Consider the following 17,509-nt stretch of genomic DNA (forward strand, 5'->3'; position numbering starts at 1 on the left):
GGGAATCACCGTATCAATTCCTGAAAACAATTTCAGTTTCAGCTAACCTTTGAAACAATCCTGAAAAGCCAGGCCTTCACTCGTACCTGAGGGCCTGTACGGGATCAAGGGAAGCTGCCCGTGCAGCAGGAAGAAAACCAAACAGCACTCCCACGACCAGTGAAAACAGAAAGGACACCGCCACACTCCACCAGGTCACGAAAACCGGGCTCCCTGCAAACTGGTGGGCAATCCAGGTGCCCAACAGACCCACCAGAATGCCCAGTGCCCCTCCAGACAGGGACAGCACCACCGCCTCGATGGTGAATTGCAACTGGATGGAGGCAGGGGTTGCTCCGATGGCTTTCCTCAGGCCAATCTCGCGGGTCCTTTCGGTGACACTCACCAGCATGATGTTCATGATGCCGATGCCCCCCACCAGCAAACTGATGCTGGCAATGCCGACCAGCAGCAGCATCAGGCTGCGGTTCACCTGGTTGAAGGTGGCGAGGGCGTCTGCCTGGTTGAAGATGCTGAAGTCATCGTCCTCTTCGACCTCCAGGGTGTGGCTGCTGCGCACCACCTGTTTCAGCTGGACCTCGAGCTGCTTGAGGGTGCCTCTGTCCTTGCCCTGCACGGTGATGCTGTCCACTCCGTCCCTGCGGGCCTCGCTGCTGCGTCCCAGCCTTTGCTGGTAGGTCTCAATGGGGACCAGCACCTGATCGTTCATGCTGAAAAAACCATCTCCCCCCTGATCCGGCAATGTCCCGATCACCTCGAAACTGATTCCAGCAATTTTCACGCGTTCGCCCAGCGCATTTTTCATGCCAAACAGCTTGCGGGCCACATTCAGGCCGAGCACGGCCACCCTGCGTCTCCCTTCATTGTCCTCTGCAGTGAAAAAACGCCCCGACTGCAGGGTGATGTTTTTCAGGGCCTGCAGTTCAGGCCAGCCTCCGATCACGGTGGCAGAGACGTTTTTCTCTCCATTGCGCACCTTCTGGTTGCTCTGGATGGTGGGGGACACGGCCACCACCTGTGAAGCCAGTTGCTGCTGGATCTCTGTGGCATCCCTGAGGGTCAGGGTGGAGGTGCTTCCCATCTGCGGGGTCACAGTGAGCTGGTTGCTGCCCAGTTTTTCCACCTCGGCCTGAATCTTGCGGGAGGAGCCTTCCCCAAGAGCAGTCAGGATGATCACCGAGGACACCCCGATGATGATCCCCAGGGAGGTGAGCACACTCCTCAGGCGGTTGCCCAGAATGGAACGCACCGCCATCTGGAGTGCAGACATCGGGCCACTCATGCCTGCACCTCCTGCACCTGACCGTCCATCACCCGGACAAAGCGGTGGGCGTAGCGGGCGATGTCCTCCTCGTGGGTGATCAGCACCACGGTGTGCCCCCGGGCGTGCAGTTCGCTGAGCAGGGTCATGATGCTGTGGCTGGTTTTGCTGTCGAGGTTCCCGGTGGGTTCATCCGCGAGCAAGAGAGGGGGTTTGTTGATGAGGGCACGGGCAATGGCCACCCGCTGCTTTTGCCCACCAGAGAGCTGGGTGGGAAACACATTCTTTTTGGAGAGGAGTCCGAGGGTGTCCAGCACCTGCGTGGCTTCTTCAAGCTGCACTGTTTTTTTCACTCCGGCGTATTCCAGTGGCAGGCACACGTTTTCCAGCACGGTCAGCCTGGGCAGCAGGTGGAAGGCCTGAAACACAAACCCGATGGTCTGGTTGCGGATGCGGGCCTGAATGCGGGAATCCAGGGCGGCGGTGGGACGGCCCTGAAGCAGGTACTCCCCGGAGGTGGGGCGGTCCAGCAGGCCAATCAGGTGCATCAAGCTGCTTTTTCCACTCCCTGAAGGTCCCTGAATGGCCACAAATTCTCCCTGCTGAATGCTCAGGTTGACGTTTCTCAGGGCATCGAAACGCTCCCCACCCAGCACATAACTGCGGGTGAGGTCCCGCAGTTCAATCAGGGGGGTCATGGGGTTCCCCCTGGAAGTTGCACCTGATCCCCCGGGGACAGGCCCTCCTTGACCACAACCCGGTCTCCCTCCTGATCCCCAAGCACCACCGGGAGGTACTCCACCTCACTCTGGCGTTTGACCTGCACGTAATGGCGACCATTTACGCTCTGCACGGCCTGTGCTGGAATGGTCAGCACCCCTCTGGCTTCCCGGACCACCACATCCACATCCGCACTCATGCCGGGCTTGAGGGTTGTTGGGGGATCGGTGAGGCTCACCTGCACCTCGAACATCGGGATGTTCTGTTCGCTTCTGCCCACCGGAGAAATCCCCGTGACCCTGCCCTGCAACGTCACCCCTTTCAGGGCATCCAGACGCACCTCCGCCCTTTTTCCGACCCTTACCTGCTGGATCTGGGTTTCGTCCACGCTGACCCGCACCAGCAGTGTGGAAGTGTCCTGCACGGTGACCAGCGTTCCTGCACTGACCGTCTGCCCCACCACAGCCCTCACCTCAGTCACGGTCCCTGAGAGGCCTGCCTTTACGGTGGTCTCCTCGCCTTTTTTCAAACGTTCCAGTTTGCTGCGGGCATGGTCCAGTTTCAGGCTGCTGTCCTCCACGCTCTGCTGCAAGGTGGATTTCAGGCGGGTGAGGGCCTCACGGGCATCTTGCAGACTCTGCGTGGATTCCTGCAGGTTCTGGGTTGCTGTGGTCACCCCAAGCAGGGCTTCTTCCTCTTCAGCACGGCTGATGGCCCCCACCCGGTAAAGTTCCTGCTGAACTTTCAACTTTTTTCTCTTCTGCTGGAGGTCCTGCAGGGCTTTCTGCACGGTCTGGGTCTTTTGCTGGATGGTGTCCTGCTGCTCTGCCAGCTTGACCTGCAATTGCAACTGCGCCCCCTGCAATGCCAGTTCGGCTTCACGCACCTGCGCCTGCACTTCCTGAAGCTCTCCCTCTTTGCTGCGCTGGTGCAGTTTTGCCAGCACTTCCCCTGCCCTGACCTGCTGCCCGACTTTCACCACCTGCTGCACTTCTCCAGCCACAGGGGTGCTGTGATCCAGCACCTTGAGGGCCTGCAGGGTCCCGATGCCATTGATGGTCTTTTTCACGTCCTGCAAAGTGGCACTGGCAAAGACCGGGGCTGCAGCTTCCGGGGTTTTTTCCCGGCCCTGGTACCAGAAAAACCCTCCGGCACCGCAGGCCAGCACCACCGTGATTGTGGCGATCCAGCGTTTCACTGGCTTTTCTCCTGGGGATCAGCCATGGGCTGGTTGAGGGCCACGGCCAGAGAGGCCCAGGAATCCGCCACCTGCTGTCTGGCCTCCAGCAGTTTGCGGCGGCTGTCTCTCAGGGAAGCCTCGCTTTCCAGAAGTTTGATCTGGGCCAGGATGCCCTGCTGGTGTTTCTGCTGGTCTTTGCTGTAGGTGCTTTCCTGTGTTTTCAGCTGGTCTTCTGCCAGAAACAGTTGTGACACGGCCTTCTTGAAGTCATCGCGGGCTTTCTGGATGTCCCTGCGGGCTGCAGCTTCCGTGCTTTCCAGGGAGGTTTTTGCACCCTCCAAAGCCGCCTGCCTTTCTTCCTGGTCCCGTCTGGAATTGAAAATTGGATCGAGCAGTTTCAGTTGCAGTTCTGCCTCGGCCACGTTCTGCTGCGCTTCCAGCACATCCACACGGAACTCGATCTGCACCTTGAATGCCGGGAGGGTGGTTTTCACTGCAGGCTCGGTGAGGGGGGTGTTGGGCTGGATTTTCAGGCCGGTCTGCTGGGAGAGTTCCTGACACAACTGTTCCACCTCAAGCACCGTCTGATCTGCTTCTGCTTTGAGGCTCCTGAGGTCCTGTTCGGCCTGTTGAACCTCCTGCTGGGTGCCTGCGCCAGTGGATTTGCGGGTGCGGGCAATGTTGAGTTTTGTTTCTGCCAGCTTCTGCTTCCAGGGAAGCTCCTGCAGCATGCGGGTTTTGATGAAGAGTGACCAGTAACGGTCGGTCAGGGACTTCTGGGAAGTGAGGACAGTCTGTTGCAAGCGGGCCTTCAGGCGGCTCTGCTTGTGGCTGGCTTTCAGTCGCTCAAAGGCCAGGGTGTCCGGGTCCTGTTCGGTGCGTCTGAATTCTGCCTCTGACTGCTGCAGGTCCTGTCTCGCCTGCAAGACCTCTGGATGATGGGATGGATAGGCTTTCAGAAGGTCGGGCAGAGAAAGCGCGTGGGCTGAGGGAACAGTGAGCAGCACAGCAATCATCAGGGTTTTCATGGGTTTTTCCTTTCCAGGAGGGCCTGCAACTTGAGGCACTGCAGGTACAGGTCCACTCGGGTTTTTTCTACGTCCAACCGGGATTTCTGAAGCCCGATCTGCAGTTCGACCTGTTCGGCTTCGGAGATGAGGCCGGCCATCAGGCGCTTCTGGGCGAGCTTTTGCGACTCTTCAGCCTGCCGCAGGGTGAGGGTCTGCAGGCGCAGGTGTTCTTCGAGGAGGCGTTTTTTGCCCAGTTCATCCCGGAGCTTCTGCACCTGGGCTTGCTCTGCCTCCTGCAGGTGGGCACGGGCCTCATGGACCTTTTGTGCAGCCAGTTCAAGGTTTGCTCCCTGGGAACCCACCAGGGGAACACGCAATGTGGCAGAGGCTTTCCAGCCACTCCCCTGCCCTGTGGACTGCACGCCAATTTCTGAAGAAACGGTGCCTTTTTGCAGGTTGAATTGCAGCTGTCCAGAAAAGTTCCCCTGAAAAACACTGCCCGAGACCTGCAGTTCCGGGGCGCCGGATCTCTGGGCTTCTTCAAGCTGCACCTGGGCCTCTTCAAGCTGAAATCTGGCCTCCTGCACTGCAGGTTTGTTTTCGAGGGCTTTCAGGAGGTCTTGTTCGTCTGGTGAAGGGAACACCTCTGGCAAAGGGTCTGTGGGGTCACCTTTGCCCCCGAGGGACAGGGCGTCGAAGTGGGCGGCCTGCAACTCGGCCTCTAAAGTGATCTGCTGGACCTCTGCTTCGGTTTTTTTGCGCAGCACCTGCTGCACTTCTGAGAGTTTCATGTTTCCCAGGCGGTGCTGTTCGGTGGCCGCAGCATGGAGTCGGGAGCGCAATTCCGCTTCACGGGTTGCGGCAACCACCTGCTGCTGCAACAGGTGCAGACGGAAATACAGTGAGATGGCTTTGAGCCTGAGTTCTTCCCGTTCTTCCTCAAGCCTCAGCAGGACAAGGCGGCTTTTTCGCCCTTCACGGGACAGATTGCGCTGGCTTTCGCTCCACGGCAGCACCCCGAGTGACAGTTGCAGCGTCGAATGCAAAGTCCCTCCAGCAGGGGTCTGGTCCCATCCTCCGGTGCCTGACACCTGCCACCCTGAAGCTTTTTCTGCAAGCTTCAGGGCAAGCACACTGGACGCTTCTTCCTGCAGGTTCCGCTGGTAGGCCGGGCTCTGCTCCAGCCCCTGTAAAAATTCGGGGAGGGGCACTGCCCCCGCAGCAGACAGCAGTCCACCCATGATCCACAGGCCTAAAATTCGCTTCATGGCTTCAAGATCGTCTGCGGAACTGAAACCACCCAGACGCAAAACCTTACACCAACCTGAATCTGGTTTTTATTGTCCAGAAAGTCAAAAGCATGAAATCTGCCTGGGTCTTGCCGCAGATTTCTTCCGATCAGCAGCCTGGATTTCAGGTTCACGAAAGGTTGACGGGGTTGGTGACCTCAGGCTGGGTGGGCAGGATGGACCCCATGAAAACTGCCTTTTCCCAGAACAAATGGCTCAGAATCCTCTGTTTCTCCGCCCTGCTTTCTTTGACCCCTGCACTGGCCCAGGGGCCTGTGCGGATTGCCATTCCTGCAGGTCAGGCGGCAGGGCTCGAAGAGGACATGAAACTGCTGAAAGCCTACCAGCCTGTGATGGAATTTGTGCCGGTGATCCTCACACTCAAAGAGGAAATCCAGAAGGGCCGCATCAAACTGAGCGACAAACAGAAAACCGGGCTCATCGGACTTCTGGAGACCCTGCGCACCACCGAGAACCTCACGGTGGAAAAAACCGGGCAATTGAAAAAGCAGCTGGAAACGAAAATTCTGACTGCAAAGCAGCTCATGCAACTGGACACCGCCATCCTCAGAAAGCGCCCGGCCATGCCGCAAGGGGCCGGAGATGGGGTGATCATGGTGTCCGGTGGGGTGGGCACTGCAGGAGGGATGCCCGAGAATCCGGCAGAGAAACTCAAGCGTGGGGACCCTTTTTCTCCTTTCCAGAATCCTGAAACCCTGCGGGAATTGCAGGCTTTCATTCAGGACCTCAAACGGAATTGATACGCTGAGAGCATGCCGTCAAGTCCTCACCTGCTGCTGATTGAAGATGACCCTGGCGTCAGAGAGGCCCTCTCTCTGGCGCTGGAACTGCATGGCTACCGGGTCAGCTGTGCCCCTTCGGGAAACCAGGGCCTCAAGCTCTTAAAGCAACAACCCGACCTTGTGGTGCTCGATGTGCTGCTCCCGGACCTCAATGGTTTTGAGGTGCTGAAATCCATCCGCAGCCAGACCGACCTTCCGGTCCTGATGCTCACCGCCCTCGATGAGGTGGAATGGCGGGTGCGGGGCCTCAAAGGTGGCGCGGATGACTATCTGGTGAAGCCCTACGCCCTTTCGGAATTGCTGGCCCGCATTGAGGCGGTGCTCAGGCGCACCCGCAACCAGCTCAGCCGTGACTTTCTGGCCTACGAGGACCTGACGCTGGACCGTGAGAAAATGCAGGCCACCCGTCAGGGCAGGCCCCTGGACCTGAGCTTCAAGGGCCTGAAGTTGCTGGAGGTGTTCCTGCAGCACCCCGAGCGGGTTCTGAGCAGAGAGGCCCTGATGCAGGGGGTGTGGGGTGAGGACGTTGAGAACAACACCCTGGAAGTTCAACTCTCCGGGCTTCGCAGGGCACTGGGGGACCCCCCCCTGGTGCACACCCTGCGGGGGTACGGTTATGTCCTGAGGAAACCATGACCCTGAAATTGCGCATTCTGCTGTGGCTGACCCCTTCTCTGCTGGTGCTGTTTCTGGTGCTGTTTTTCAGTGTGCAGCGGGTGCTGGTGGCCAGTCTGGAGCCCTTGATTGCACCCTCCAGCATGCCTTTCACCCTTCCGATCATGTCCACCCTGGCCAGTGAGGACACTGGAGCAATGCAGCCGGGGCAGGCCATCGACGTACGCAAGCCCACGGTCGGGCCGGTTGCCATCCTGACCACGCAACCCCTGCAATACCAGAAGGCCATTCCTGCTGCAGTGGCCACACGTCTGGAACAGACCACGGGGCTCACCCAGGGGGCACCTGCCTATTTCGTGCGTGCCGATGGAGACAACCTGGTGTTCCAGGCGGTGCCGTACCAGACGGTGCTGGAACTCCCGTGGACCCTCACCTCCAGCCTGATTTTGTGGGGGGTTCTGGCCTTTCTGCTGGCGTGGGGGGTGGGGGCGTGGGGCATTCTGCGTTCCCTGAAGCCCCTCCTGGACCTTGGGAGTGAAATCAGCACCCGCAGTGCTGAGAACCTCAGGCCACTGAAGGCCCCACTCATTCCAGAGCTCAAGCGATCCATTGACGCCCTGAATGGACTTTTTCAGGAGATGCATCACACCCTGGAACGACGCAAGCAGCAGGAGGAGGCCGCCCGGCGTTTCGCTTACGGGGCTTCCCATGAACTTCGCAATCCGCTGGCTGCCCTGCGCCTGTACCTGGAGGTCATTCGTGCCAGTCCCCATGAGAAGAGGGCCTGGGACGGCATCGAGGCCCAGACCCAGAGAACCGAGAAGCTGCTGGACAGCCTGCTGTTCCTGGCCCGTCTGGAAGGTCAGGCTGAACCACAGGTGCAGCAGGTGGACCTGAGGTCCCTGATCAAGGAGGCTTTTCAAGGCCCTGTGCAGGGGGACGCCAGGGTTCAGGCGGACCCTGCTTTGCTTGAACTGGCCCTGAGAAACCTGCTGGAAAACGCAAAGCGGTATGCCACTGGCGCACGCCAGATTCAAATTGAACCTTTGCCCCATGAGGTGTGGATCTGGGTGGAAGATGAAGGTCCAGGCATTCCTGCAGAACTGCGAGATCAGGTGTTCGAGCCTTTTGTGAAGCAGTCCAGCGGCACTGGTCTGGGTCTGGCCCTGGTCAAGGCCGTGGCCCAGGTGCACCGGGGCCATGCCAGGGCCGAAAACACCCGCACTGGGGCAAGGGTTGGGTTTTCGGTGGGCCGCAGCTGACCTGCCCCAGAAAACAAGCCCTGCACGGATGCACAGGGCTTGCCAGAAATCCAGAATCAGAGGAAGGTCACAGCGTATGGGGCCACAAACTGTCCGCCGTTCATTTTGATGGTGAGGGTCCCTTTGATTTCGGTCCCCGCAGCAGGCACCTTGCCTTTCAGCTTGAAGACCACCTGCAGGCAGGCAAAAGCCTGGCTCTGGTTGAAGGCCTTGTTGAAGAGGTCATTGAGTTGAGCGGCCTCGGTCACCTTGGAGTACAGCCCTCCGGTCATCTGGGCCGCTTTCTGCATGTCCCTCTCGTCGATCTGGCCTTTGGCCAGGCCAACCATGAAGAGTTTCACATTGGCTTTCTGGGCTGCGGCAATGGTGGTGTCCACATTTCCCGTGCCGTTGGCCTGGCCGTCGGTCAGCACCAGGGCGATTTTGTTGTTTCCTGCAGCTTTGCTCAGGAGGTCGGTGGCCTCGACCGTGGATTCCCACAGGGGCGTACTGCCAGTTGCTTTGGTGGCATCGTCAATGGCTTTGTTGAGGAGGGCTTTGTCTGCAGTGAAAGACTGGTAGACGTGCAAATCTTCATATGGGTCTTTTCCGCCTGCTCCAAAGTTGGCCACGGCGACCTGGTCTGTGCTGGAGATTCGACCCACGAATTGTTTGGCGGCTTCACTGCGTTTCTCGTCGGGATCGGTGCTGGTCATGGATGAACTGGCATCCAGCACCACAGCACAGGTGATGGGTCCTCCTGCAGAGGTGTACTGTCCGCAGATGGTGGTGGTGGCGGTCACATCTGCTGCATTGTTGCTTTCTGGGTTGCCGGTCACCTCATCCACTTTCACAGTGAAACTGTCGATCTTGCCGTTCAGGATCACTTTGCCCCCATCGTCCAGGGCACTGACATTGAATTTGATGGTGTCTTTGTTGGTGGCATCAATGGTGTAGCCGTTCACCGTGCCCGTTTTGGGTGGGGTGTAGGTGACGGACGGGGTTGGGTTGCAGGCACCCAGCAGAACACCAAGGGCAACGCATGTGGTGAGAGAATACATTTTTGCAGTCATTTGAACCTCCGAAACATGACAGGACTCATGCCCAGCCAATTTTGACTGAAGCAGCGCCAGGACAGATTTTTCTTTCCTTTGCACTTGCATCATAACCCCCAGGAATTCTGGCCTTGCGGTGGTGATCACAGACAGATGTAACGAAAGTGTTTAGAAATGCATCCTGTCAAAATTCAGCTTCAATTCAGCCTGAATGCCCTCTGGGTGCTGTACGCGGACTTTACCGCAACACACCAAATCTGGCTTCTGCCAACCCGGTCAAAGCTGAAGCCTGAATAAAGGTTTCATGAAGAAACACACTTTTAGAAAACTGAAATACACCTGAAGTTAAGATGAAATCCAGGCTTGAAGCCATCTCAAGGGAGCACCATGACCGGACCCATCGACACCCTCTTCATCAACCTGTGCATGGTGGTGGCCCTGTCATACCTGATCAGCCTCACCTACACCCGCTGGAAAGTGGTGGAAGACGACTGGCGGCTCAAGGTGGCCCGTTCCCTGATGGCCGCCCTGTGTGCAGTCCTGCTGCTGATGCACGGCCTGAAATTCCAGGAGACCATCATTCTCGATCTCAAACTGGTCCCCATTTTGCTGATTGTGTTGCGCTATGGACCACTGTATGGACTGCTCTCCAGCCTGCCTCTGCTGATGGTCCGCCTGACGGTGCTGCAGGACCTGCCTCCACAACTCTTTCTGACGGGTTACACCCTCTTCATGCTGACCCTCCTGGGGGTTCACAAAAGCATCACACAGGATGTGAAACCTTACCTGAGGGCCTGCGCCCTTTCCCTGTTTGCGTACCACCTGCCGTGGGCTTTCTCGCCCAGACGGGCAGAGTTGCTGCTGGTGATGCTGCCGAGTGTGCTTTTCAACATGCTGGGCTTTGCCATTGCCATGATGGTGATTCGCAGCCGCATCCTGTACCTGAAGGCCACCCACCACCTGCGAACCGAAGCCCAGACCGACCCCCTGACGGGCATTTACAACCGCAGGCAGTTCGAAATGGACATGCCTGGCCTCAATCCAGGAGATTCCCTGCTGCTGCTGGACCTCGACCATTTCAAGCAGGTCAACGACCGGCATGGGCACCAGACCGGAGACCGGGTGCTGCAGGAATTCACTGCCCTGCTGCAAAGCTGCACCCGCAACAGGGACCGGGTGTACCGGATCGGCGGAGAGGAATTTCTGGTGGTCCTCCGCGCTGTGACCCCTGCTGGATCGGCCCGGATTGCAGAGCGCATCCGCTCACAGGTGGCTGCGCATGCTTTTGAAGCGGTGGGACAGCTCACCGTGAGTGGTGGATGGTGCATGCTTCAGCAGGACAGGGCCGTTGAGGACACCCTGCAGCAGGCAGACCACTTCCTGTATCAGGCCAAGCAGCAGGGACGCAACCAGATGTGCTGTTGCCTGGACCCGCAGCAGGCCCTTCCCAGCCTGGAGTAAGTCCCACGCAGCACCATTGCTGTTGTGGCAGAGTGAGAACATGCCTTCTCAACTCAACGAATTTTTCACGCCAGCTGGAATTCATGTGCTCTCGACCCCATCCTCAGACCTGATTCCGGTGGTTTTTCTTGGAGGCATCTGCTGGACAGCAGAAACGGCCCGGAATGAACTGTTGAGGTACAGGCCGCATCAGGCCATCGCTTTCAGTTACCGGGGTCATGGTCAGAGTGCTTTTCGGGAAGGGCTGGGGATTCATGAGCTGAAAAAAGACCTGCTGGAGGTCGTCGAAACGATGGCCCTTCAAAAGTTCTGTCTGGTGGCCTATTCCTTCTCTGTGCCTGTTGCCATCCTGTTTTCCAGAGCACATTCTGATCTGCTGAAGATGCTGGTCCTGATGGATTATCCTGCAGAGTCCAGAGAACGTCCTCTGTCCTGGGTTTCAGAAGTCCAGGCTGCCCTGCCCACAATGGACATCCGCACCATCGAGGGTCTCCAGCAGGACATCACCCAGCAGGAATTCTGGAAGGACCTTCAGGGGCTTCCATTTCCAGTGCTGCTGCTGCATGGAACGCAGGAAGACAGCCGAATTGCTCCAGTGCACCTGCAGAAATACCATCAACATGTGGACAGGCTTCTGGTGGAAAAGATGGAGGGGTCCGGTCACAACCTGTGGCAACCCGATCCAGAAGCTCCTTCCAGAAAGGTGCTCCAGCATCTGCACAACATCATGCGTCCTGAGCAGTCAGGAGAATTTTCAGTTCCCTTTCCAGACGATGCCTGATCTGGTGGTCTCCAAAACCTCCAGAGCTGCCCGCACAGCAGGTTTGTTGAAATAATCCTGCTGATGCTCTTCTGGAACATGCAGGGGCACCCAGTTTTGCAGCCAGTCCCTCATGCGTTGCAGAACATCACAGTCAGCCTTGCCAGCAGTCACCTGAATCTGGTGCTGCACCATCAAAGGAAGCAGGGGATCTTCGAAAAGATCAGGAGCTTCAGGTTCCATCACACGGGCAGAAAGCTGCCGCGCAGTGTCGTGTTCCCCGAGTCTCAGGTGGGCCTGTGCCTGCAGGGTCAGCGCCCGCATTTGCAGGCCCTGTGACAGGCGGGGCAGGTTCAACACACGGTTTGTGAGCTCCAGGCTTTGAGCAGGTGCGGCCTTCTCGGCCTGCAACAGAAGAAATCTGGCCTGACCTTCAGGAAGGGGCACACGGCCCAGAAAATTTCCAGCTTCCCTGAAAGCAACCTGGGCCTCCTGCGGCTCACCTTTCATGCCCAGCACCTGCCCAAGCCGAATCCACGCCAGGCCCCAGCCTTCATCAAGGGGCTCAGGGTCCTGCAGAGCAGCAAGGGCAGCCTTTTCGCTGAGCTCCCATGCACCAAGCGCGCAGTACAGGTCTGCAAGTGCTCGTTCCAGCAGGCCAGCAGGCCGACCCACCTCCGGGAGCAGCACCCGGGCCTGTTCCAGATGCTGCAACGCCTCACGGTAACGGTGCTGCCCTGTCAGGTTGATGCCCAGTTTCACCAGATTGAAATACTGCACCGAACCCCGTTTCTCGGTCTGGCTGAGGCGGGCGTCCACCTGCTGGCGGACCTGTTCTGCCTGTGTCTGCTTCCCGGCTGCTTCCAGCATGTGGGCAGCAATCAGGCGGGCATAAGAAGCTCCGTACCCATCGCCCTGTTGCTCAAACAGCTGTGAGGCCTTCCCAAGGTGCTCGAGGGAGCGTTCATCCTGCCAGAGCAGCAAGTACGCCGCTCCGATGGACATGTGCAGGGCGGCCTGACTTTCAGCAGGCAGGCTTTCGAGCAGGGGCTGTGCCTGCTGCATGGCTTCCAGGGTGCTTTCTGGATGCTTCTGGTGGGTGCGGGCCTCAATCAGCAGACGCAGCAGCTCTGCACGCACAACAGGGTGCTCCCCACCTGTGGACTTCAGGCCATGGAGGCCGCACAGGGCAGCCTCTTCTGCCCCTGCAAAGTTGCGGTACAAAACCAGCTGGGTGATGGAAGCCGCAGCTGCAGCCCGCGCCTGCTGAAGGCCTGTGTGGGCCAGCCTTTGCAGGGCTTCCACGCCCGTGTCCAGCAGGCTTCCCAGATCATGCAGCCACAATCGCTCAAAGACCGCCGCGTGCCCTTCAAAGGCCTCTTCCCGTTTCCCACTGTCTTCATGACAACGTGCCCCCTGCTGGTACAGCTTTGCTGCATCCTGAAATTGCAGAAATCGGGCAGCTTCCCTGGCAGCCTGCACAAACAGAGGGGCAGCACGTTCTTTTTCTCCAGCCTGCAGCCAGTGTCTGGCCTGTCTGAGGGGCTGCTCTGCTCCCACCACCAGAGCAGCCCGACGGTGAAGCCATGTGCTGATGGCCTCGGGGAGCCCGGAGAGCACCGCTTCCCTCAGCAGGTCATGGCTGAAACGGTGCCCCTGCACAAACTGTGCAGCATGAAGTTTTTCCCAGGCGTCCAGCACGTCCAGCAGCGGCTGCTGCAGCACATCCGAGAGCTGTTCCAGGGTGATGTCCTCCTCCCAGATGGCTGCAGCCTGGGCCACCCTGAGGGTGGGGGCATCGAGGCGTTCCAGGCGCTTTTCGATGATCCTGCTGGCCCGACCCGACAGCAGTTTTGCAGGCAGAGTCTCGTCTTGCAGCCCGGTTTCCAGCAGGTGCCGGACGGTTTCCACCACGAAGAGTGGGACTCCGCCTGTGTAGCGGGTGATCCTGCGAACAGAAGCCTGTGGAAACCCAGCAAGGTTCAGCGAATCCAGCAGTCTGGTCACCTGGCTTTCGGTCAGGGCATTCACATCAATGATCCCTGCATCGTCTGTTTCCTGTGCCCTTTTGAGAAGGTGCAGCAAAGCAGCTGAGGCTTCATCTGTGCGGAAGGTGACGAACAACGGTGTGAGGAGCTGTCCACTGGAAAGCAGGTGACCCAGAAACTCCAGGGTGGCCCGGTCTGCGCACTGCAGGTCATCAAGCACCAGAATGCTGCTCTGCAGCAAAGCGAGGGTTCCCTGCAGCAGGCCATCAAGGAACCTCAGGCGTTCCAGGTCCGAACGGATGGAGGGCTGGACCTCCTTTCCAAGTTCAGGCACCACCCGCGAGAGTTCCTGCGCCATCCAGGGGTGCAACAGGGTGTTTGGCTCGGATCGATGCTGGATCAGCTTGCGGATCAGGCGGGCCAGGGTGGCGTAAGGCACCTCACGGTCCCCGGGGCGGACTTCCAGCAGCAGCACCTCCCCTTTGCTGTGGGCGAAATCCAGGGCCAGTCGGGTTTTGCCCGCCCCTGCTTCACCGCGCACAAAAATCACCTTTCTGTTTTTCCAGGCTGCTTCCAGCAACCCCCACTGTTCTTCACGCCCAATCAGGGCAGGCGGACGCAGCACCGAAAGCGGAATGTCTGGGGCAGCAGGCTTTTCCACAGGCACCTGAAGGCTGCCCTGCTGGATTTCCGCCAGCAGCTTCAGGGTGTCAGGCAGAGGGCTGGTGTTCAAGAGCTCCCCGAGAAGCGTCTGGCAGCGTTCAAAGGTCGCCACTGCAGCCCCTCTGTCTCCGAGCAGGTACTGCAGCCGCATCACGGTGCGGTACCCTTCTTCACTTAAAGGCTCGGTGTGCACCACCTGCCAGGCGTACTCCAGGGCCGATGCCCAGTTGCCCTGCTTTTCCAGCAAAGCCGTCTGCTTTCTGAGGGCACGCAGGTGCAAATCGCGCAGGGTTTCCCTGGCCCCGGTCAGCCATTCTGCAAAATCCGGGGTGTCGTCGTAATCTTCCCCTTCAAGAAGTTCCCCTTCATACTGCAACACGGCCTCTGCATTTCCCTGGTGGAACACTTCACGCAAGGTGCCCACATCCGAGGTGACCTCTGGTTTCAGGCGGATCTGCCCCACCCCTTCGATCAGGTCCGTTCCCGTGAGCACCCTCAAGCGCCGCAACAGTTGCCGCATGTTGCCCCTGGCAGTCTCCTCGCTGGAGTCCGGCCACAGCAGGCCTGCCAGTCGGTATTTGGGCGTTTCCCCTTCCAGGGCAAGGTAGGCCAGCACTGCAGCCGTCCGGCGTTCCAGGCGGTGGTGGGTGTCTGCCCCTTGCAGGGATGCACCCCCCAGCACAGAAAGGTGCCATCCGGCGGGGTTGGAGCTGTGTTCTGGCATGCTCCTGATTGTACGGAACATGGGTCAGCAATCCTGTGATGGAGGGGGCTGTTATTTTTTCAGGCGGGTGACCTCCAGCGTCTGCTCCAGCGTCACCTGTCCATCCACCCGCACCTGCACCTGAATCAGGTTGAGGCCATCTGCAAGCATGACGCGCTGCACAAATTTGCCGTTGCGCAAGACAGCCTGCTGACCATTGATGCGCAACTCCATGTTCTCACCGGGGCCGAGCCGTTCCACCTCACCTTGCAGCACCACGTGTCTGGCATCCACGGTGCTGCGGTGTTTCACCCCTTCAAGCTGCATGCGCACAGCCCGCACCGGGTCTCCCACCTGAAACGCCTTTGCCAGTCCCTGCCGTTTGCTGCGGCTTCCAGAAGCGTCCAGTGCAGAGAGCACAAAGCCTCCCCGGGGAATCAGGCTGTCGTTGTCCTGCGGGCTCGCGAAATTCCAGTCCCTGGCCTGCTGCAGGTTCTTGCCTGAAACCACCCGGCCCTGTGCATCCACAGTGACCTCGACCCCGAACTTTGTGGTGGAGGTGCTTGCCCCGTAAGCCTGGGTGTAAAGCACCAGTTGCCCCGTTCCTCTTGGCACGTTCACCCCGTCCAGGGTCAACGGGACACCAGAGGGGGTGCTCACCGAAATCCAGCTTTGCCGGGTGTACTGCTGGTCTGCGAGACCTGCCCGGATGGTGTCCAGGTTGGCGGTGCTGTACTCAAAAAGCAGGATGCCACTGCTGTAGGTGCGGTGCAGTTGCAGCAGTTCACGCAGAAGGTCAGGGTCGGAGAGGTTTTCGAGGCCCACCCCGCCAAGCAGGGGTTTGTGGTCCTTTGAGACGATCCCGGCAATGGTGAGGTCCTGCAGGACACTGAAAGGATCGTTCTGGTAGGTCCCCAGCATCACGAAATCCAGAGCTGGAAGGTAACCGGTCTGGCTGTACTCGGGGGTGTAGATCCGCCCGTTGACCAGTGAGAGGCGCGGATCGTACTGGAATTCCGGGCTGGCCCAGTTGATGCCCACCTCATACAGGTTGTCGTAGGAAGGACCGACGTACTGGCCCAGTTGCAGGTCCCGGCCCTTTGCCTTGTAACGGTCCACCACAGTGCGAACTTCTTTGACAAAGCTGCCAATCACCCCTGCACGGAACGTCCACCAGTCGTTGTAAAGGGGACCTTCCTGGCGGGCAAAACTGCCATCCGGTTGCTGCACCCAGCGGTACACATCGTCCGGCCAGCGGGACACCGCCTTCCCAAGAGGCTTCAGGTGCCCATCGAACGCCTCACGGGTGTAGGTGGAGAAATCTGCAAAGCCCCCATCAAACCTCGTGCGGTCCAGAATCAGACCGTCCACATCGTAATTTTTGAGGATTTCCTCGATGGTTTTCAGCTGCATGTCCCGCACCTGATGGTGCACCGGGTTCACGAACAGCACCACCCTGCCGGGACCTTTGCTCTGCCGGACCGGGAGGATCTGGCCTCCGTCCTCCGGGCGGTACACCTGCTCTTCCCAGGTCGGATGCTGCTGGATCAGGGCACTTTCCTGCATGCTGCCCTCCCCGAAGGTGTTGATGGCGGCGTACAGTTTGAGGCCCAGCAGGTGCGCCCCACGCACAAATTCAGCCAGCAAATCCAGGTTGGGGTTTGCCCCCTGGCGGGCAGCAGACACCATGCTGCTGACGTGGGGCCTCCCGGTCAGGTCGTTTTTCAGGTAGCTGACAAAACCCTCGTAGCCTTTCACGTCCAGCGCAATGTGGGTGATGCCGCTGTTCTTGGCTTTCACCAGGTACTGGTAGATGTCTTCCCTGCTGCGCAGACGCATGCTGGTGTACTGCTCCATCCACATGAAGACAGGCTGGGAGACCTGTGGGGCGGGCTTCACCTGCCGGATCAACTGGCTGCGTTCGATTTTCTGTCCGGCCCTGAGCAGGGTGAAGCCCAGTTCATTCAGTCCGGGTTTCAGGCTGGCCTGCACCGTGAAAGATCCGTCCCCCTGCACTTCCACAGGCTGACCCTGGAAGGTGATGGGCATCGGCTGATCTGGCAGGTAAGGATAGATTCTGCCCCCCAGCACCACCTCTTGATCGGTGGTGCTGAAGACCTGCGCTCCTTTCAATTGCAAGATGGGCCTGACGGTGTTTCCTGCAACACGCTGCACCGTGACCTCCTGTTGATCGGCCAGCAGGTGCACCCGGGCTCCGGGTTTCATGCGGGTTGCCACGAATTTCTTGAAGTTGTGTTTCTGGTAGCTGGTGTCAAAAGCCAGCACCACGTAACCCCCATCTGGAATGGGCAGTGGCGTGGGCTCCTTCTCCCACACCGGAACCTGCCCTTCACTGGAGGGGTTCACCACACCTGTCACCTGTCCAGCGGCATTGACCTGTGCTCCAACGGCAAATCGGGGAATGGTCACCGAGTCCCCGAACACCCGTGAAAACAGCGCAAGGTAATTGGAGGTGTTGTGGGCGAAATCTTCCATCACGGCTTCATTGACGAACCCAATCCTCTGCCGTTCCACCGGAGGGTCCAGGGTTTCAATTTCCAGCACAATCTGAGAAGGGTCAATGCCAGCACCCGGGGTGGCATCCTGGGCAAATGCAGGTGCTGTGAGCAGCAACAGTCCCAGGGGGATCAGGGAGATGCGGACCTTGTGGTTTTTCACGATGAAGCCATTATAGGGGGGCAGGTTCAGCCTTTTTGTGTGAATCCATGGACTGTACACAGCTCAGGTTTTTGGAGCTTC

13 protein-coding genes are annotated in these 17,509 nt (G+C 58.9%); 5 read left to right on the plus strand and 8 right to left on the minus strand.

Annotation, left to right across the window (positions count from 1 at the left end; all coding sequences use genetic code 11):
- Positions 1-76: 76 nt before the first annotated feature.
- Genes DC3_RS09700 through DC3_RS09720 form a run of 5 tightly spaced genes read right to left on the minus strand, consistent with a single transcriptional unit; the run spans position 77 to position 5,439 of the window.
- Complete coding sequence (locus tag DC3_RS09700) at positions 77-1,282, minus strand: ABC transporter permease (protein WP_146884159.1); 1,206 nt, start codon at positions 1,280-1,282, stop codon at positions 77-79.
- On the minus strand, positions 1,279-1,959 hold the full coding sequence (locus DC3_RS09705) for an ABC transporter ATP-binding protein (RefSeq protein WP_146884160.1): 681 nt from the start codon (positions 1,957-1,959) through the stop codon (positions 1,279-1,281). The genes DC3_RS09700 and DC3_RS09705 overlap by 4 nt, the downstream gene beginning before the upstream one ends.
- Positions 1,956-3,179 carry an efflux RND transporter periplasmic adaptor subunit gene (locus DC3_RS09710; RefSeq protein WP_146884161.1) on the minus strand — a complete coding sequence of 408 codons (1,224 nt, stop codon included), beginning with the start codon at positions 3,177-3,179 and terminating at the stop codon, positions 1,956-1,958. The genes DC3_RS09705 and DC3_RS09710 overlap by 4 nt, the downstream gene beginning before the upstream one ends.
- Complete coding sequence (locus DC3_RS09715; RefSeq protein ID WP_146884162.1) at positions 3,176-4,189, minus strand: TolC family protein; 1,014 nt, start codon at positions 4,187-4,189, stop codon at positions 3,176-3,178. Before DC3_RS09715 ends, DC3_RS09710 begins: the two co-directional genes overlap by 4 nt.
- Positions 4,186-5,439: a TolC family protein gene (locus tag DC3_RS09720; RefSeq protein WP_146884163.1), complete on the minus strand. Its 1,254-nt coding sequence runs from the start codon at positions 5,437-5,439 to the stop codon at positions 4,186-4,188. The genes DC3_RS09715 and DC3_RS09720 overlap by 4 nt, the downstream gene beginning before the upstream one ends.
- A 206-nt stretch (positions 5,440-5,645) precedes the next feature.
- On the opposite strand from DC3_RS09720, the gene DC3_RS09725 reads away from it, so the two are divergent.
- The 3 genes from DC3_RS09725 to DC3_RS09735 are packed head-to-tail and all read left to right on the plus strand — an operon-like array spanning position 5,646 to position 8,140.
- Positions 5,646-6,221 carry a hypothetical protein gene (locus DC3_RS09725; protein ID WP_146884164.1) on the plus strand — a complete coding sequence of 192 codons (576 nt, stop codon included), beginning with the start codon at positions 5,646-5,648 and terminating at the stop codon, positions 6,219-6,221.
- Between the two features lie 12 nt (positions 6,222-6,233).
- A complete protein-coding gene (locus DC3_RS09730; protein ID WP_146884165.1) occupies positions 6,234-6,899 on the plus strand; it encodes a response regulator transcription factor in 666 nt (221 codons plus the stop codon).
- Positions 6,896-8,140 carry a sensor histidine kinase gene (locus DC3_RS09735; protein ID WP_146884166.1) on the plus strand — a complete coding sequence of 415 codons (1,245 nt, stop codon included), beginning with the start codon at positions 6,896-6,898 and terminating at the stop codon, positions 8,138-8,140. Before DC3_RS09730 ends, DC3_RS09735 begins: the two co-directional genes overlap by 4 nt.
- Positions 8,141-8,196: 56 nt before the next feature.
- Here DC3_RS09735 and DC3_RS09740 read toward each other — a convergent pair whose 3' ends face one another.
- Positions 8,197-9,192 carry a vWA domain-containing protein gene (locus DC3_RS09740; RefSeq protein ID WP_186815937.1) on the minus strand — a complete coding sequence of 332 codons (996 nt, stop codon included), beginning with the start codon at positions 9,190-9,192 and terminating at the stop codon, positions 8,197-8,199.
- A 369-nt stretch (positions 9,193-9,561) separates the two neighbouring features.
- On the opposite strand from DC3_RS09740, the gene DC3_RS09745 reads away from it, so the two are divergent.
- The gene (locus DC3_RS09745; RefSeq protein ID WP_146884168.1) at positions 9,562-10,635 is read left to right on the plus strand and encodes a diguanylate cyclase domain-containing protein; all 1,074 of its coding nucleotides are present in this window, start codon (positions 9,562-9,564) and stop codon (positions 10,633-10,635) included.
- A 40-nt stretch (positions 10,636-10,675) separates the two neighbouring features.
- Positions 10,676-11,416, plus strand: coding sequence for an alpha/beta fold hydrolase (locus DC3_RS09750; protein ID WP_146884169.1), 741 nt, complete (start codon positions 10,676-10,678; stop codon positions 11,414-11,416).
- Here DC3_RS09750 and DC3_RS09755 read toward each other — a convergent pair.
- Both DC3_RS09755 and DC3_RS09760 read right to left on the minus strand, forming a co-directional pair.
- Positions 11,390-14,770, minus strand: coding sequence for an ATP-binding protein (locus tag DC3_RS09755; protein WP_186815938.1), 3,381 nt, complete (start codon positions 14,768-14,770; stop codon positions 11,390-11,392). The two genes, DC3_RS09750 and DC3_RS09755, sit on opposite strands and share 27 nt — an antisense overlap.
- A 51-nt stretch (positions 14,771-14,821) precedes the next feature.
- Positions 14,822-17,428 (minus strand): family 10 glycosylhydrolase, encoded by a 2,607-nt coding sequence (locus DC3_RS09760; protein ID WP_146884171.1) that lies wholly within the window; start codon positions 17,426-17,428, stop codon positions 14,822-14,824.
- Between the last annotated feature and the right edge of the window lie 81 nt (positions 17,429-17,509).

Source organism: Deinococcus cellulosilyticus NBRC 106333 = KACC 11606 (assembly GCF_007990775.1).
GTDB lineage: Bacteria > Deinococcota > Deinococci > Deinococcales > Deinococcaceae > Deinococcus_C > Deinococcus_C cellulosilyticus.

Excerpts from the sequence above, each read along its gene's own strand:
- DC3_RS09700 (WP_146884159.1), bottom strand. The coding sequence starts at position 1,282 with ATGAGTGGCCCGATGTCTGCACTCCAGATGGCGGTGCGTTCCATTCTG.
- DC3_RS09705 (WP_146884160.1), bottom strand. The coding sequence starts at position 1,959 with ATGACCCCCCTGATTGAACTGCGGGACCTCACCCGCAGTTATGTGCTG.
- DC3_RS09715 (WP_146884162.1), bottom strand. The coding sequence starts at position 4,189 with ATGAAAACCCTGATGATTGCTGTGCTGCTCACTGTTCCCTCAGCCCAC.
- DC3_RS09720 (WP_146884163.1), bottom strand. The coding sequence starts at position 5,439 with ATGAAGCGAATTTTAGGCCTGTGGATCATGGGTGGACTGCTGTCTGCT.
- DC3_RS09725 (WP_146884164.1), top strand. The coding sequence starts at position 5,646 with ATGAAAACTGCCTTTTCCCAGAACAAATGGCTCAGAATCCTCTGTTTC.
- DC3_RS09730 (WP_146884165.1), top strand. The coding sequence starts at position 6,234 with ATGCCGTCAAGTCCTCACCTGCTGCTGATTGAAGATGACCCTGGCGTC.
- DC3_RS09735 (WP_146884166.1), top strand. The coding sequence starts at position 6,896 with ATGACCCTGAAATTGCGCATTCTGCTGTGGCTGACCCCTTCTCTGCTG.
- DC3_RS09740 (WP_186815937.1), bottom strand. The coding sequence starts at position 9,192 with ATGACTGCAAAAATGTATTCTCTCACCACATGCGTTGCCCTTGGTGTT.
- DC3_RS09745 (WP_146884168.1), top strand. The coding sequence starts at position 9,562 with ATGACCGGACCCATCGACACCCTCTTCATCAACCTGTGCATGGTGGTG.
- DC3_RS09750 (WP_146884169.1), top strand. The coding sequence starts at position 10,676 with ATGCCTTCTCAACTCAACGAATTTTTCACGCCAGCTGGAATTCATGTG.
- DC3_RS09755 (WP_186815938.1), bottom strand. The coding sequence starts at position 14,770 with ATGCCAGAACACAGCTCCAACCCCGCCGGATGGCACCTTTCTGTGCTG.